Origin of the sequence: Mycobacterium sp. 1245499.0 (assembly GCF_001673615.1) — a bacterium.
GTDB lineage: Bacteria > Actinomycetota > Actinomycetes > Mycobacteriales > Mycobacteriaceae > Mycobacterium > Mycobacterium europaeum_A.
Genome location: NZ_LZMG01000085.1, coordinates 1 through 14677 on the forward strand (window position 1 = coordinate 1; position 14677 = coordinate 14677).

General features: G+C 69.3%; 16 protein-coding genes. 9 read left to right on the plus strand and 7 right to left on the minus strand.

What is annotated here, in order from left to right; all coding sequences use genetic code 11:
- The 3 genes from A5646_RS04300 to A5646_RS04310 form a co-directional block, all read right to left on the minus strand.
- Window positions 1–481: LLM class flavin-dependent oxidoreductase (locus A5646_RS04300; RefSeq protein WP_156765513.1), on the minus strand; the 481-nt coding region annotated here is incomplete at its 3' end.
- Between the two features lie 29 nt (window positions 482–510).
- The gene (locus A5646_RS04305) at window positions 511–2076 is read right to left on the minus strand and encodes an ATP-binding protein (protein WP_067020105.1); all 1566 of its coding nucleotides are present in this window, start codon (window positions 2074–2076) and stop codon (window positions 511–513) included.
- 7 nt (window positions 2077–2083) lie between these two features.
- The gene (locus A5646_RS04310) at window positions 2084–3778 is read right to left on the minus strand and encodes an FAD-dependent oxidoreductase (protein ID WP_066866265.1); all 1695 of its coding nucleotides are present in this window, start codon (window positions 3776–3778) and stop codon (window positions 2084–2086) included.
- Between the two features lie 251 nt (window positions 3779–4029).
- Between A5646_RS04310 and infA the strand changes: the two genes are divergently transcribed.
- The 8 genes from infA to truA all read left to right on the plus strand — a co-directional run bounded on the left by infA (window position 4030) and on the right by truA (window position 8853).
- On the plus strand, window positions 4030–4251 hold the full coding sequence (gene infA / locus A5646_RS04315; protein ID WP_003418601.1) for a translation initiation factor IF-1: 222 nt from the start codon (window positions 4030–4032) through the stop codon (window positions 4249–4251).
- Window positions 4252–4303: 52 nt separating this feature from the next.
- A complete protein-coding gene (gene rpmJ / locus A5646_RS27770; protein ID WP_003879483.1) occupies window positions 4304–4417 on the plus strand; it encodes a 50S ribosomal protein L36 in 114 nt (37 codons plus the stop codon).
- A gap of 252 nt (window positions 4418–4669) precedes the next feature.
- Window positions 4670–5044 carry a 30S ribosomal protein S13 gene (gene rpsM / locus A5646_RS04320; RefSeq protein ID WP_066880444.1) on the plus strand — a complete coding sequence of 125 codons (375 nt, stop codon included), beginning with the start codon at window positions 4670–4672 and terminating at the stop codon, window positions 5042–5044.
- Between the two features lie 6 nt (window positions 5045–5050).
- Window positions 5051–5467 (plus strand): 30S ribosomal protein S11, encoded by a 417-nt coding sequence (rpsK, locus tag A5646_RS04325; protein ID WP_008260256.1) that lies wholly within the window; start codon window positions 5051–5053, stop codon window positions 5465–5467.
- Window positions 5468–5482: 15 nt separating this feature from the next.
- Window positions 5483–6088, plus strand: coding sequence for a 30S ribosomal protein S4 (rpsD, locus tag A5646_RS04330; RefSeq protein WP_066866267.1), 606 nt, complete (start codon window positions 5483–5485; stop codon window positions 6086–6088).
- Between the two features lie 129 nt (window positions 6089–6217).
- Window positions 6218–7261, plus strand: a complete 1044-nt coding sequence (locus tag A5646_RS04335; RefSeq protein WP_007773471.1) for a DNA-directed RNA polymerase subunit alpha — start codon at window positions 6218–6220, stop codon at window positions 7259–7261.
- A 118-nt stretch (window positions 7262–7379) separates the two neighbouring features.
- Window positions 7380–8015, plus strand: a complete 636-nt coding sequence (gene rplQ, locus A5646_RS04340) for a 50S ribosomal protein L17 (protein WP_066866270.1) — start codon at window positions 7380–7382, stop codon at window positions 8013–8015.
- Window positions 7993–8853: a tRNA pseudouridine(38-40) synthase TruA gene (truA, locus tag A5646_RS04345; RefSeq protein ID WP_082976048.1), complete on the plus strand. Its 861-nt coding sequence runs from the start codon at window positions 7993–7995 to the stop codon at window positions 8851–8853. The genes rplQ and truA overlap by 23 nt, the downstream gene beginning before the upstream one ends.
- Here the strand turns inward: truA and A5646_RS04350 are convergent.
- Window positions 8850–9485 carry a cutinase family protein gene (locus tag A5646_RS04350; RefSeq protein ID WP_066866274.1) on the minus strand — a complete coding sequence of 212 codons (636 nt, stop codon included), beginning with the start codon at window positions 9483–9485 and terminating at the stop codon, window positions 8850–8852. The two genes, truA and A5646_RS04350, sit on opposite strands and share 4 nt — an antisense overlap.
- 42 nt (window positions 9486–9527) lie before the next feature.
- Window positions 9528–10430, minus strand: a complete 903-nt coding sequence (locus A5646_RS04355; RefSeq protein WP_197505114.1) for a cutinase family protein — start codon at window positions 10428–10430, stop codon at window positions 9528–9530.
- Window positions 10431–10551: 121 nt separating this feature from the next.
- Between A5646_RS04355 and eccB the strand changes: the two genes are divergently transcribed.
- A complete protein-coding gene (eccB, locus tag A5646_RS04360; RefSeq protein WP_067020146.1) occupies window positions 10552–11931 on the plus strand; it encodes a type VII secretion protein EccB in 1380 nt (459 codons plus the stop codon).
- Here eccB and mycP read toward each other — a convergent pair.
- Window positions 11896–13209 carry a type VII secretion-associated serine protease mycosin gene (mycP, locus tag A5646_RS04365; RefSeq protein WP_067020111.1) on the minus strand — a complete coding sequence of 438 codons (1314 nt, stop codon included), beginning with the start codon at window positions 13207–13209 and terminating at the stop codon, window positions 11896–11898. The two genes, eccB and mycP, sit on opposite strands and share 36 nt — an antisense overlap.
- Window positions 13206–14588: a type VII secretion integral membrane protein EccD gene (gene eccD / locus A5646_RS04370; protein ID WP_067020114.1), complete on the minus strand. Its 1383-nt coding sequence runs from the start codon at window positions 14586–14588 to the stop codon at window positions 13206–13208. The genes mycP and eccD overlap by 4 nt, the downstream gene beginning before the upstream one ends.
- Window positions 14589–14677: the final 89 nt, after the last annotated feature.

A 14677-nucleotide genomic window follows, 5' to 3' on the forward strand; every position in this document is an offset into this window, starting at 1 on the left:
CGGTGTGTTCGGGGGTGCTCAGGTAGGGGTGCGCGCCGGCCGAGCGCTCCGCGGACAGCTTGAGCACGCGCGGGCCCAGCGCCGCCACCACCCGGCGGTGGGCGGGCACGCCGTAGTCGTCGAGCTGCTTGAGGTAGTCGGACAGCGCGTCGTAGGGCTTGCGGTACTCGGTGTGCGCCTCGGGATGCCCGACGCCGATGCCCAGCAGGAACCGGCCGGGGTAGGCCGCCTCGATGCGGTGGAAGGATTCGGCCACGGGCCCCGCGGCCGCGGTCCAGATGTTGACGATGCCGGTGCCCACCTGCAACGTCGTGGTCGCTTCCAGGAGGGGTTCGACCCAGGCCAGCTCGGCGGGGGGTGAACCGCCGACCCACACGGCGCCGTAGCCCAGCGCCTCGATGTCCCTGGCCTGCTCGGGGGTGACGCCGCGTCCGAACGATCCGAACCGGCCGAGATTGGGTTTGCTCGCAGCATCGGTCATGGTTGTTCCCAACCCGCGCCCCGCGAAAGCTATTCCGAAACGGCCAGATCCTCGTCGGCATCGTCGAGATCGGTGGCCGCGACGTCGGCGGCGGGCGCCGTGAGCGGGAGCAGCACGATGAACCGGGTGTCCCCGGGCACCGACTCCACCCGCAGGTCGCCGCGATGCTTCTTCACCACGATGTTGAACGCCAGGTCCAGGCCCAGCCCGGTGCCCTCGCCGAAGGGTTTGGTGGTGAAGAACGGCTCGAAGATGTGTTCGCGGATGTCCTCGGGTATGCCCGGGCCGGTGTCGCAGATTTCGATGCGGGCCAGGTTGTCGCTTTCGGCGCAGGTGCGGATGGTCAGGGTGCCACCCGTGTCGCGCATGGCGGCGATCGCGTTGTCGATGATGTTGGTCCACACCTGATTGAGATCGCCTGGGTAACAAGGGATTTCGGGAAGGGTCTGGTCGAAGTCCTTGACGACGGTGATCGCCTTCGCGTGCTTGCCGCCGTCCTTGCCGCCGTCCTTGCCGCCGTCCTTGGTCAACCGGTCGGCGAACATCACCAGGGTGCTGCGCAGCAGGTCGTGCACGTTGGTCACCTGAAACGGGGCGCGATCCATCTGCGAATACTGCTTGGCGTCGGCGACCAGCGCCGAAATCCGTTTGCTGGCTTCCAGAATCTGATTCATCAGCAGCTCGCTCTCGATGGTGTAGTTGATCCAACGGATCGCCTGCTCCAGCGATGTCGATGCGAGTTCCTCGGTGACCGCGGAGATCCGCTCCAGCCAATCGGTGTCGATGCCGCCCTCGACGAACGTCGGGGCGATGTCCCAACCGCCGTCGATGCCGTGCTCTTCCAGCCAGTCGCCGACGGCGTCCTCCCGGTCGGAGGTCTCGAGCGCGGTCAAGTGCTGCCCCGATCCTGGAGCAGCGGACTTGGCGACCTGCTCGGCGACCCGCTCCTGCAGCCGCACCAGGGCGCTGAGCGCCTCGGGGGTGATGGTCCCGTCGGCCAGCATCGCCAGCTTGTGGCGCATGTTGGCCACCCGTTCGCGCAGATCAGCCGCGGACCTCGAGATCGCCGCCGCGGGGTTGTTCAGCTGGTGCGTCAGCCCGGCCGACAACCGGCCCAGCGCCAGCAGCTTCTCTCGGTTGTCGATGATCCGGCGGGTCCGGTCGGTGCCGACGGCGATGCCGTCGAGCAGATGCACCGCCATCGGGAACTGGTCCCGCATGAACTGGGCGAACACTGGCGCGTCCATCACGAAGAAGCGCGACGGCTTGGTCACGTGTACCGAGGCGTCGTAGCTCTTCTGCTTGCCGCCGGTGAACGCCCGCCACGCCCCGCAATACACGCCGCGCTGCGAGGTGCGGTTGGTCTCGATGTCCTGGCCGCCGGAGAGCTTGCTCATGGTGAGCTCCCCGTCGATCAAGACGTAGAAGCAGGTCGCCGGCTCGCCCTCGACGCAGATCGGACCGGGTTCGTAGTGCTGAATGTGGCCGTTGGCGCACAGCACCGCGAGCTGCTCGTCGGTGAGCGCCTCGAACAGGAACAGGCTGCGCAGCTCGTCGGGCTGACAGGGCACCTTGGTCGATTCGGAGCCGGTCATACCCCTCCTAGCTCTCGGCCAGGTAGCGGTGGACCAGCATGACGGCCATCGACCCTTCACCGACGGCGGCGGCGACCCGTTTGGCCGAGGTCGAGCGGACGTCGCCGGTGGCGAACACGCCGGGCACGCTGGTTTCCAGGTGATGCGGCGGGCGTTCCAACGTCCAGCCGCACACGTTGCGCAGGTCCGGTCCGGTCAGGATGAAACCGTGGTCGTCGCGGGCCAGCACCCCGTCGAGCCAGTCGGTGCGCGGGGCGGCGCCGATGAAGATGAACATCCGCGCGCAGGTGACGTCCTCGATCTCCCCGGTGCGGTTGTTCACCAGCCTCAGCTGCTCGAGGTGGCCGTCGCCGGTGGCGCGCTGCACCTCGGTGCAGGTCAGCACGTTGATCTTGGGGTTCGCCTCGATCTGCTGGATGAGGTAGTAGGACATCGACGCCTCCAGCGACGGGGCGCGCACCACGATGTTGACGGACTTGGCCGTCCGGGACAGGTACATCGCGGCCTGGCCGGCCGAATTCGCCCCGCCGATCACGTAGACCTCTTCGTCTTCGCACTCCGGGGCGACCGAGATGGCCGCGCCGTAGTACACGCCGCAGCCGGTCAGCTCGGTGCAGCCCTCCGCCTGCAGCTGGCGGTAGGACACCCCGGTGGCCAGGATGACGGCGTGCGCGTCGATCGAGCCGCCGTCGGCGAACCGCACGGTGCGCTTGGATCCGTTCACCTCGAGGGCGACGGCCTTACGCGCGGTGATCAGCTCGGCGCCGAATTTTTCCGCCTGCCGCCGCGCCCGGTCGGCCAGCTGCCCGCCCGAGACCCCGTCGGGGAAGCCCAGATAGTTCTCGATGCGCGAGCTCTGCCCGGCCTGGCCGCCGGTGGCGATGTGCTCGATGAGCACGGTGCGCAGCCCCTCGGAGGCGCCGTACACGGCGGCGGCCAGGCCGGCGGGCCCACCGCCGACCACGATCAGGTCGTAGAACTCCTGCGACGGCGTGGTGGTCAGGCCCAGCGTCTCGGCCAGCTGCGCATCGGTGGGCTCGACCAGGGTGTCGCCGCGCTGGGTGATGACCACCGGCAGTCGCCTGCCGTCCTCGCCGGCCGCGCTGAGCAGCCGCTCGCCGGCGGGCTCGTCGGCCATGAACCAGGTGTAGTAGAGGCCGTTGCGGGCCAGGAAGTCGCGGACCTGCCACGACCGCGCCGACCAGCGGTGGCCGATCACCTTGGTGTGCGGGATGGGGTGCTCGGGCGCGGCGCGCCAGGCGTCCAGCAGCCCGTCGATGACCGGGTAGAACTTCTCCTCCGGGGGATCCCACGGCTTGAGCAGGTAGTGGTCCAGGTCGACGACGTTGATCGCGTCGATGGCGGCGTGGGTGTCGGCGTAGGCGGTCAGCAGCACCCGGCGGGCCGCGGGATACAGGTCCATCGCCTGCTCGAGGAACTCGATGCCGCTCATCTGCGGCATCCGGTAGTCGGCGATGAGCAGCGCGACGGTCTCGCCGCGCAGTTTGAGCTCCTTGAGCGTGCCCAGGGCGTCGGGCCCGGATTCCGCGCGCACGATCCGGTGCTGCTCGCCGTAGTGGCGGCGCAGGTCGCGGGCGACCGCCCGGGACACCGAGGGATCGTCGTCGACGGTCAGCATGACGGGCTTGCGCGGTTGCGCTGCGGCCTCTGGCGGGCCCGAGGGGGCCGAGGGGTTAGTCATCGGCGTTAAGTATGCGCTCGTCAGCGGCCGTGCGGGAGGTCGAGCTGGCGGGCCGCGTTCCGCCGGCAGCGATTTTGGTGGAGGGCAATAACCAGGTATCGTGGAACAACGGTGCGGCATCCGCGCCGACTTTTTGTGTGCCAAGTCCCTAGGAATTTCCTGTCACCGGCTCACGTTCCAAGTCGGTGCACTGTCGCGTCGACTAGGCGCAGACGAGAACGAAACTATACGACGAGGATTCTTAACTAGTTATGGCCAAGAAGGACGGCGCCATCGAGGTGGAAGGCCGGGTGGTCGAGCCGCTGCCCAATGCGATGTTCCGCATTGAGCTGGAGAACGGCCACAAGGTGCTTGCCCACATCAGCGGCAAGATGCGGCAGCACTACATCCGCATCCTGCCGGAGGACCGGGTGGTGGTGGAGTTGTCTCCCTACGACCTGTCCCGCGGCCGCATCGTGTACCGGTACAAGTAACCGCGCCTGAGCTCCAACAACCTACGAATAGACAGAACAGGATCGAACAGCCGTGAAGGTGAACCCGAGCGTCAAGCCAATCTGTGACAAGTGCAGGGTGATCCGTCGGCATGGGCGGGTCATGGTGATCTGCTCCGATCCGCGCCACAAGCAACGCCAGGGCTGACCTGTCCCAGCACCGTCCGGCGACGATGCAGTCCGTGAACGGACTGAGGAGGAGTCGGACGATCCAGCCGAACACAACTGAATGCAGACCTCCCAGCACCACTGAGCTGCCTGGCGCGCCAAGCGCCAAAAAAGACGAATCAGCGTCGCTCATCCACGTCCGGTCGGAGGCCGGGCCCCGGTAACACCCAGGTGGGACCGGGAACGGGCTGGGAACAGACCTCCGCCTAGAAAAAAAGAGGAAACGCCACCCATGGCTCGACTAGTAGGCGTCGACCTTCCGCGTGACAAGCGGATGGAGATCGCCCTGACCTACATTTTCGGCGTCGGCCGCACCCGGTCGAACGAGATCCTGGAAGCCACCGGCATCGACCGGAACCTGCGCACCCGGGACCTGACCGACGACCAGCTGACCCACTTGCGTGACTACATCGAAGCGAACCTGAAGGTGGAGGGTGACCTGCGCCGCGAGGTTCAGGCCGACATCCGGCGCAAGATCGAAATCGGCTGCTACCAGGGCCTGCGGCACCGCCGCGGCCTGCCGGTGCGCGGCCAGCGGACCAAGACCAACGCGCGCACCCGCAAGGGCCCCAAGCGCACCATCGCCGGCAAGAAGAAGGCCAGGTAACCCCCCATGCCACCAGCCAAGAAGGCAGCCTCCGCCCCCAAGAAGGGGCAGAAGACCCGTCGCCGGGAAAAGAAGAACGTCCCGCACGGCGCCGCCCACATCAAGAGCACGTTCAACAACACGATCGTGACCATCACCGACCCGCAGGGCAACGTCATCGCCTGGGCGTCGTCGGGTCACGTCGGGTTCAAGGGCTCGCGGAAGTCGACGCCGTTCGCCGCGCAGCTGGCCGCCGAGAACGCGGCCCGCAAGGCGCAGGAGCACGGCGTGAAGAAGGTCGACGTGTTCGTGAAGGGCCCGGGCTCGGGCCGGGAGACGGCGATCCGGTCGCTGCAGGCCGCCGGTCTGGAGGTCGGCGCGATCTCCGACGTCACCCCCCAGCCGCACAACGGCGTTCGCCCCCCGAAGCGACGCAGGGTCTAGGAGGAAAAGAACCCAATGGCTCGTTACACCGGACCCGTCACCCGCAAGTCGCGCCGGTTGCGCACCGACCTCGTCGGCGGCGACCAGGCGTTCGAGAAGCGCCCCTACCCGCCCGGCCAGCACGGCCGCGCGCGGATCAAGGAAAGCGAATACCTGCTGCAGCTGCAGGAGAAGCAGAAGGCCCGCTTCACCTACGGCGTGATGGAAAAGCAGTTCCGTCGCTACTACGAAGAGGCCGTGCGCCAGCCCGGCAAGACCGGCGAAGAGCTGCTGCGCATCCTGGAAAGCCGGCTGGACAATGTCGTGTACCGCGCCGGCCTGGCTCGCACCCGCCGGATGGCGCGTCAGCTGGTCAGCCACGGACACTTCAGCGTCAATGGCGTGCACGTCAACGTCCCGAGCTACCGGGTGTCGCAGTACGACATCATCGACGTGCGGGACGGCTCGCTGAACAACGTGCCGTTCCAGATCGCGCGGGAGACCGCGGGCGACCGCCCGATCCCGAGCTGGTTGCAGGTGGTGGGGGAGCGTCAGCGCATCCTCGTCCACCAGCTGCCCGAGCGGGCGCAGATCGACGTGCCGCTCGCCGAGCAGCTCATCGTCGAGTTCTACTCGAAGTAAAGACCCCCTGCGCTGAACCGGCGCAGGTCTGCGACGATCGCAAGCGCGGCGAAGCCGGGCGCAGCGGGTCGGAGCGGGCAACACAGCGGCATCAAATAGCGGGTGCCGAGAAGGAGAAGAAGAAACACCATGCTGATCTCTCAGCGACCCACATTGTCGGAGGAAGTCCTCACCGACAGCCGCTCCCAGTTCGTCATCGAGCCGCTGGAGCCGGGATTCGGTTACACCCTGGGCAATTCGTTGCGCCGCACGCTGCTGTCCTCGATTCCGGGTGCGGCCGTCACCAGCATCCGCATCGACGGCGTGCTGCACGAGTTCACCACCGTGCCGGGCGTCAAGGAAGACGTCACCGCGATCATCTTGAACCTCAAGAGCCTGGTGGTGTCCTCCGAGGAGGACGAGCCGGTCACCATGTACCTGCGCAAGCAGGGCCCGGGTGAGGTCACCGCGGGCGACATCGTGCCGCCCGCCGGTGTCACGGTGCACAACCCCGACCTGCACATCGCGACGCTGAACGACAAGGGCAAGCTCGAGGTCGAGCTCGTCGTCGAGCGCGGCCGCGGCTACGTGCCCGCCGTGCAGAACCGCGCCTCGGGTGCCGAAATCGGCCGCATCCCGGTCGATTCCATCTATTCGCCGGTGCTCAAGGTCACCTACAAGGTGGACGCCACCCGTGTCGAGCAGCGCACCGACTTCGACAAGCTGATCCTGGACGTCGAGACCAAGAGCTCGATCAACCCCCGCGACGCGCTGGCGTCGGCGGGCAAGACCCTGGTCGAATTGTTCGGTCTGGCACGCGAACTCAACGTCGAGGCCGAGGGCATCGAGATCGGGCCGTCGCCGGCCGAGGCCGACCACATCGCGTCGTTCGCGCTGCCGATCGACGACCTGGACCTGACGGTGCGCTCCTACAACTGCCTCAAGCGCGAGGGCGTGCACACCGTCGGCGAGCTGGTCAGCCGCACCGAGTCCGACCTGCTCGACATCCGCAACTTCGGTCAGAAGTCCATCGACGAGGTGAAGGTCAAGCTGCACCAGCTGGGCCTGTCGCTCAAGGACAGCCCGCCGAGCTTCGACCCCTCGCAGGTCGCGGGTTACGACGTCGCCACCGGCACCTGGTCTTCCGAGGCGTCCTACGACGACCAGGACTACGCCGAAACCGAACAGCTGTAACGGCCGTCCGGTGACGATGCGGCCGTGCAGCGGCCGCTGAGGAACCGGACACAACAGACGAAAGTCCGTCCCGGCCCTACCTGATACGGGGGCCGGCCACTTCAAGGAGATAGTCGCAATGCCCAAGCCCACCAAGGGACCTCGCCTCGGCGGGTCGTCTTCGCACCAGAAGGCGCTGCTCGCCAACCTGGCCACCTCCCTGTTCGAGCACGGCCGGATCAAGACGACCGAGCCCAAGGCGCGGGCGTTGCGGCCGTACGCGGAGAAGCTGATCACGCACGCGAAAAAGGGTGCGCTGCACAACCGTCGCGAGGTGCTGAAGAAGATCCGCGACAAGGACGTGGTGCACGCGCTGTTCGCGGAGATCGGCCCGTTTTACGCCGACCGCAACGGCGGCTACACCCGCATCATCAAGGTCGAGCCGCGCAAGGGCGACAACGCCCCCATGGCCGTGATCGAGCTGGTGCGGGAGAAGACGGTCACCTCCGAGGCCGACCGGGCGCGACGGGTGAAGGCTTCCAAGAAGTCCGACGCCCCGGTCGCCGCGGCGGCGGCGCCTCAGGCGGCCGTCGAGCCCTCCGAAGCCGTCGGCCCCACGGCCGAGGAGGCCACGGCCGAGGAGACCACGGAGGCACCCGAGGTTTCGCAGGCCACGGAGGCGGAGGCCGCCGCCGAAGAAAAGCACGACGAGGCCATCGAGGCGCGGGCCGAGGCCGAGAAGGCCGAAGAGGCTGACGAGGCTGACGAGAGTTAGCGAGGACGTCCGTCTGCGGCTCGATATCGCCTACGACGGAACCGGTTTCGCGGGCTGGGCCACTCAGGCCGGCCAGCGGACCGTGGCCGGGATTCTCGACGAGGCGCTGACGACGGTCTTCCGCACGCCGGTGCGCCTGCGCGCGGCGGGCCGCACCGACGCCGGCGTGCACGCGACCGGGCAGGTGGCCCACGTCGACGTGCCGGCCGACGCGCTGCCCAACGCCTATCCGCGCGCAGAGCTTATCGGCGAGCCGGAGTTCTTGCCGCTGCTGCGCCGGCTGGGTCGATTCCTGCCCACCGACGTCCGGGTCGTCGACATCACCCGCGCGCCGGCGGGTTTCGACGCCCGGTTCTCGGCGCTGCGTCGTCACTACGAGTACCGACTCTCGACGGCGCCCTGGGGGGTGCAGCCGCTGCAGGCCCGCTACGTCACCGCGTGGCCTCGCCCCCTGGACGTCGAGGCCATGGCGACGGCGTCACGAGACCTGTTGGGACTGCACGATTTCGCCGCGTTCTGCCGTCATCGCGAGAACGCCACCACCATCCGCGATCTGCAGCGCCTGGAGTGGACCCGCGACGGCGACCAGATCACCGCGCAGGTCTGCGCCGACGCGTTCTGCTGGTCGATGGTGCGCTCACTGGTCGGGGCGCTGCTGGCCGTCGGCGAACACCGCCGCCCGGTGTCCTATTGCCGCGAATTGCTCAGCGCCACCGAGCGATCCAGCGACTTCGCCGCCGCGCCGGCGCACGGGCTTTCGCTGGTCGCCGTGGACTACCCGCCAGACGACCAGCTGGCCGCGCGCAACCTCATCACCCGCGACATCCGCTCGCGCTAGACCCGGGACGCCACGAAAGTCGCAGCCTTGGTGGTCAATCCGGGCACGTAGCCCAGGTGCGAGCTCCACTGCATGCCCGACGAGCAGATCGGGTCGCCCGGGTTGCACAGGTCGATGGTCTTGCCCTCGAAGTTGGGGGACAGGGCGCTCATCAGTTGACCCGCCCGGCCGGACGGGTTGCCGAACAGCGCGACCGCCGCGACGTGATCGGCGGCCGCGGGCGGCAGCGGCTGGCGGTAGCCGAGGCCGGACACCGGTGCGGCCGTGACGATATCGACGACGGCGGCGCCCTGCGAATACCCGCCCAGCACCAGTTTGGTGCCGGGGCAGTTGGCGGCCATCTGCTGGATGTGGGCGCTGGCGTCATTGGCGCCGTTGGCGGCTGCCAGAAAGTCCTTGCTTGCCGGGTAGTTCACCCCATATGCGCCAACGCTTTTGCGAGTCTGCTCGCGCAACGAGCTGACGAAGGCGCCGCCCACCTTGCCGACACCTGGCGGCTCGTCGGTGCCTCGGGCAAACACCACTTCAACGCCGGGGCACGATGCCGACGCATGCGGAACCAATTGGGGGGCAATCAATAACGCGCCCGTCGCGCCAATTCCGATGCCCAGCCCTAACGGGATAAGCCTCACACAGCGATGTTAAGGGGGCGTTGATAACCCGACGGTAACGATTTAGACGAGAGGTGCTTGCGGTGCGGCCGTGGTCGGGACGACCGGGCCGGTTGCGGGCCCCGGACCCCCGTCGTGAATCGACGGGCCCGAACCGGGGGTCTGCCCGTTAACCGGCGACTGCTGGCCGTAGCCGGGTTGCTGCGGGCCGTAGCCGGGGCCCAGGGGCGGACCGAAGGCGGGTGACTGCTGGCCCAGGCCGGCGGCCGCCAGTTTCTGCGCGACGAACGCCGCAGCCTGGGTGGTGTAGACGGGGACGTAGCCCTCGGTGTGCCCGCTCCACTCGTTGCCCTCGCCCGCGTGACAGATCGGGTCGTTGGGGTTGCAATAGTCGGCGGCCTTGGAGCCCAGCATCGCGCTCTTGGTGGGTAGCGACCCTCCGGCGCGGTCGGCCACGTCACCGAAGGTCACGACGGCGGCGATGTCGTTGGCGTATTGCGCGGGCAGGGTGTTGCCCCAGCTGATGCCGCCGATGGGGACCCCGGCCACGATGTCCATCACGGAGGCGCCCTGGGAGTAGCCGCCCAGCACGATCTTGGTGTTGGGGCACTTCTCCACGCTCTTCTTGACCCGGTCGATGGTGTCGTTGGCGCCGTCGCCGCCGTGCAGCTGCAGCTTGCTGGCGGCGTAGTTCACCCCGTAGGGCAGGATGTTTAGGCCGCCCGTCTGCTGGCGCAGCGAGTCGACCAGCGCGTCGCCGACCCGGCCCAGGCCGGGGGGCTCGTTGGTGCCGCGGGCGAAGATGACCTCGACGTCCGGGCAGTCGTCGGCGGAGGCCGTGGGCGCCGCGGCGGGGGTTGCGAGCAGGCCAGCGGCGATAACCAGGGCAGACGCACCCAGACCGAGCAAGCGGCCTGCTGACCGCGCGTTGCCCGCCCGAAGGGTACGTGTGCGGTGAGTTTTCACCGGGCGATTTTACCCGATTTCTGGTCAACCGAAACGCCCGCGACCTGTGGATAACCGCTCTGACGGTGCGAAACGGCGCCGTAGCGTGGGCGTCGACGGATTCATCGGATGGGGAGATCTCGTGCCGCCTCGGCCGGCCACGTGGGTGCAGGTCAGCGCTCACCGATATTTGCTGCGGCGCGTCGAAGGCGCGCTGCTGGGCGAGGGGGTGGGGGCGGCCTGGCCCGGCTCGCGTGGGCGCCGGGCATCGCTGCTGTGCGGATGTGTAGTCACCGCTGTCGCCCTGGCCGGCTGTGCGCTGCTGGCGGTCCTGCGACCGCACGTGGCGCTCGACCGCGCGCGCATCGTGATGAGCCGTGAATCCGGTGCCCTCTTCGTCCGGGTGGGCGACGTCTGGCATCCGGTGCTCAACCTGGCTTCGGCCCGGCTCATCGCGGCGACGGCCGCCAACCCCCAGCCGGTCACCGATTCCGATTTGAGCGCCACCAAACGCGGTCCGCTGCTGGGCATTCCGGGGGCACCGGAGTCTCTGGGCAGGCCGCTGTCCCCGGACGATACGGATTGGGCGATATGCGCTAGCACCGGCGCCAGCACCGCCACGGCCGTCATCATCGGCCCACGCTCCGAGGCGCCACCGGCGCACCGGGTGACCGGCGGGGAAGCGATCCTGGTGGCGACGGCCGCGGGTTCGCCGGCCTATTTGCTCTACGACGGCCACCGCGCGCTGGTGAACCTCGACGACGCTGCTGTCGTGCGCGCGCTGCGCCTCGAGCGCCGGGCGCCGGTGACCGTCTCGCCAGCGTTGCTGAACGCCGTGCCGGAGGTGCCGCCGATCGCGCCGCCGCGGATCCGCGGCAGCGGCACCAGGGCGCCGGGACTGCCCGGGTTTCCGGTCGGCAGTGTGCTTCGCATCACACGCGCCGACGGCGACGAGTATTACGCGGTGCTGGTCGCCGGGGTGCAACGCATCGGCCAGGTTGCCGCCGACCTGCTGCGCTTCAGCAACCCGCAGGGCACGACCAACGCCGTCACCGTCGCCCCCGACGCCATCCGGTCCGCTCCCGTCGTCACCGAGCTGCCGGTCGCCCTCTTTCCCGACCGGCCGCCGACGTTCTCAGATCCCGCCGGCACGTTGTGCGCCAGCTGGGAGGGAAAGAGAACCGGCGTCGCCTTCCTGGCGGAGGCCGGGCTGCCCATCCCGGCCGGCCGGACGCCGGTGGCCTTGGCGCAAGCCGACGGTGACGGCCCCGCGCTGGACGCCGCGTACGTTCCGGCCGGGCGAAGCGCCTACGTGCGGGCGGGCGACGGCGCCGGCACCCGCTACCTGATCACCGACACCGGCGTCCGGTTCGCCGTTCACGACGACGACGCCGCGCGCGACCTCGGTCTCACCGACGCGGCGCCGGCGCCGTGGCCGCTGCTCATGCTGTTGCCGGCCGGCCCGGAGCTGAGCCGGCGGAACGCCTCAATCGCCCGCGATGCGGTCGCGGGCTCGCCGTAGGCGGCCTCGGGCGGCCCCGGCGGCCACCGCGATCGTCAGCGCAACCAGGCAGATCGCGGCCCCACGCAGGGCGGTGTCCCGGGCGCGGGAATCGCGCGGCCCGACCGGCGCCGGCGCTGCGATCGGCGCGGGCGCCGGCGATGGGGCGGGCCTGTCGGCCGGTGCGCCGGTGCCGGCGCTGACCGCGGCGAGCGGGTCGATGGTGCCGTTGCCGACGAGGGGATCCCACCCCGCGGGTGGATGACGCGCCGTCGCCTTGATGCGCTGCATCACCTGGCGGGCGGTCAGCGCCGGGAAGCGAGCGCGGATCAGCGCGGCCAGCCCGCTGACCATCGGGGCGGCATAGCTAGTGCCGGACACCGGGTCCGGCGCGAGTGACGTCACCGCCTCACCCGGCGCGGCGACATCCACCCAGGGACCGGCCAGGGTGAACGGCGAGGGCGTCCCGTCGGCTTTGACCGACCCGACGGTCAGCACGTAGTCGTCGTACCAGGCGGGACTGACGGTCACCGTGAGGGTCTGCCAGGTGGCATCGCCACGTTGGGGCGGGCACTGTCCGGCGCCGCCGGTGTTGCCCGCCGCGGCCACGACGACGGCATTCTTGACGTCGACGGCGTAAGCCAGTGCGGCACCCAACGCACGGTCATCGGGCGCCTGGGCCGCCGGTGTGCACGCCACCGAGGAAATGTTGATCACCGAGGCCCCCAGGTCGGCGGCCGTCCGGACGGCCTTCGCCATGGTGTCGACATCGCCGACCCCGATCCGGGATCGGTCGCCGGTCGGGGTGAATTTGGCACTGGACTGGCGAATGCTGATCAAGGTGGCCTCCGGTGCCACCCCGCTGAAACCGTCGGACTTGGACTCCGTTGTGGCCGCGAGGATTCCGGCCACCAGAGTGCCGTGCGCATCGCAATCCTGCGTGCCGTCGCCGGTGGATACGTAGTCACCCCCGGGCACCACATCGGGCAGTCGCCGATGTCGCGAGATGCCGGTGTCGATGACCGCGACCCGCTGTCCGGTGCCGCGGCTGAGTTGCCACACCGCCGACAGGTCGCCGAGATTCGCCGGTCGGTTGCGGCCCGGTCCCGAGTCGGCAGTCAGCGTGGCGCAGACCTCGCGTTGTGTGGTCGGCCACGGGGGCGCCGGCCGCGCCGGTATGGGCAACCACCTGTCGTCGACGTCCGGGGGCGAAACAGCCTGCGCCGTCGGGCTTCCGAGCGCGGCCGCCAGCGTCAGCGCCGACACCGTCAGCAGGCGACCGGCGCGCGGGCTCATCATCGGAGGCTCACACCGCGGACCGCGCCGTAGAGTCCACATATCCAGCAGGTCAGGGGAACCATCGCGGCCAGCGCCAGCCATTCCAGTTGTCCGACACCGCGGCGCACGACGGCCGAGGCGGGCCGCGCCGGGGCGACGAACCCGAAATACATGGCCACGACGACCGACACCGTGGTTGCGGCCGCGACCCAGGGTACGTGCACCGCCGCGCGCGCGGCGGTCACGCCGAATGTCGTTGCGGCGATGACGATTCCGCTGATCGCGAACACCAGCGTTCGTCTGATGTCGGCGGACGGGGAGCGCAGCAGCAACAGCGCGGCGGTGAGGGTGCCGAACGCGGTGCACGACAGGCGCGGCGCTCCGGCGAGCACGGTGGCGATCGCTCCCAGGGCGGCCGATACCGACAATCCCGCCAGCAGACCCGTCAACCAGCTGTCGGCGCGCACCGCTTGGCGGCACACGGCCGCGTCGCCCGGGTCGGTCTTGGGCACCCCGGATGTTCCCAGCCGGGGCGCCAACCCTGCCAGCGTGATCGATGCGCGCGGCGCCACTGAGAGCAGGCCCAGCGACACCACCCCCGCCGCCGAGGCGATGGCGCACAATGGCGCCCCGCCGATCATACCCGCCAACGCCGCCAGCGCGATCACCACCGTGCAGCACGAGACGGCCGTTAAAGTGACTGAGCTGCAGCTTGTTACGCGCATCGCCACCACCGAGGTGACCCCGGCCGCCGCTGCGGCCAGCAAGACGTGGGGAACGCCGGGCGCACCCGGCACCGCCACGAATCCGGCGAGCCCGGCGAACGCCGTCGCGATCGCGCTCAGCGCAAGCCCGGCGGTCCGGTCCCCATGGCCGCGGTGCACGATGGTCGCCAGCCCAAGGGTGAGGACAGCGGACGAGAGCAATACGGCGGTCGTGGCAGCATCACGGCGCCCATTGCCGCCCAACGCATTACGCAGGATCACCAGCCCTCCGGCCGCACCCAACAGCATCGCCGCCGCCGCGCCGATCAGGCGGACCGCGTGCCGGTGCAAGGATTCGTGGTGCGGCTCGGTGGCCGGGTCGAGTGCGGCCGCGACGGCGTCCGCCACATCGAAGTAACGGGGGCCGGGCAACGGTGTGGTGCTTCTGCTCAGCAGCAGGGTCGCACCGTCAGCGATGCCGTGCTGGGCCAGCGTCATCGACGGATCCAAGCCGGCCGCGGCCGGCGGCGACAGGCGGTAGCGCACGGCGTCGCCGTCGGGGCAGTCGACACCGAGGAGGTCGACGATCGACGGAAGCAACACGGCGACAGGGATTTCGGCGGGCAGGGCGACATCGACGGCTGCGGTCTGCCAATGCACGCAGACGCGTCGCAGCCCGGTATCGATTGCAGGCAACGGCGAACCCTTCGGTCGGACTGAGGCACAACATAACCGGGTTCGAGCGTTGCGGTGTCCGGCTGTCCACAGGTGACTTGTCGCCGATG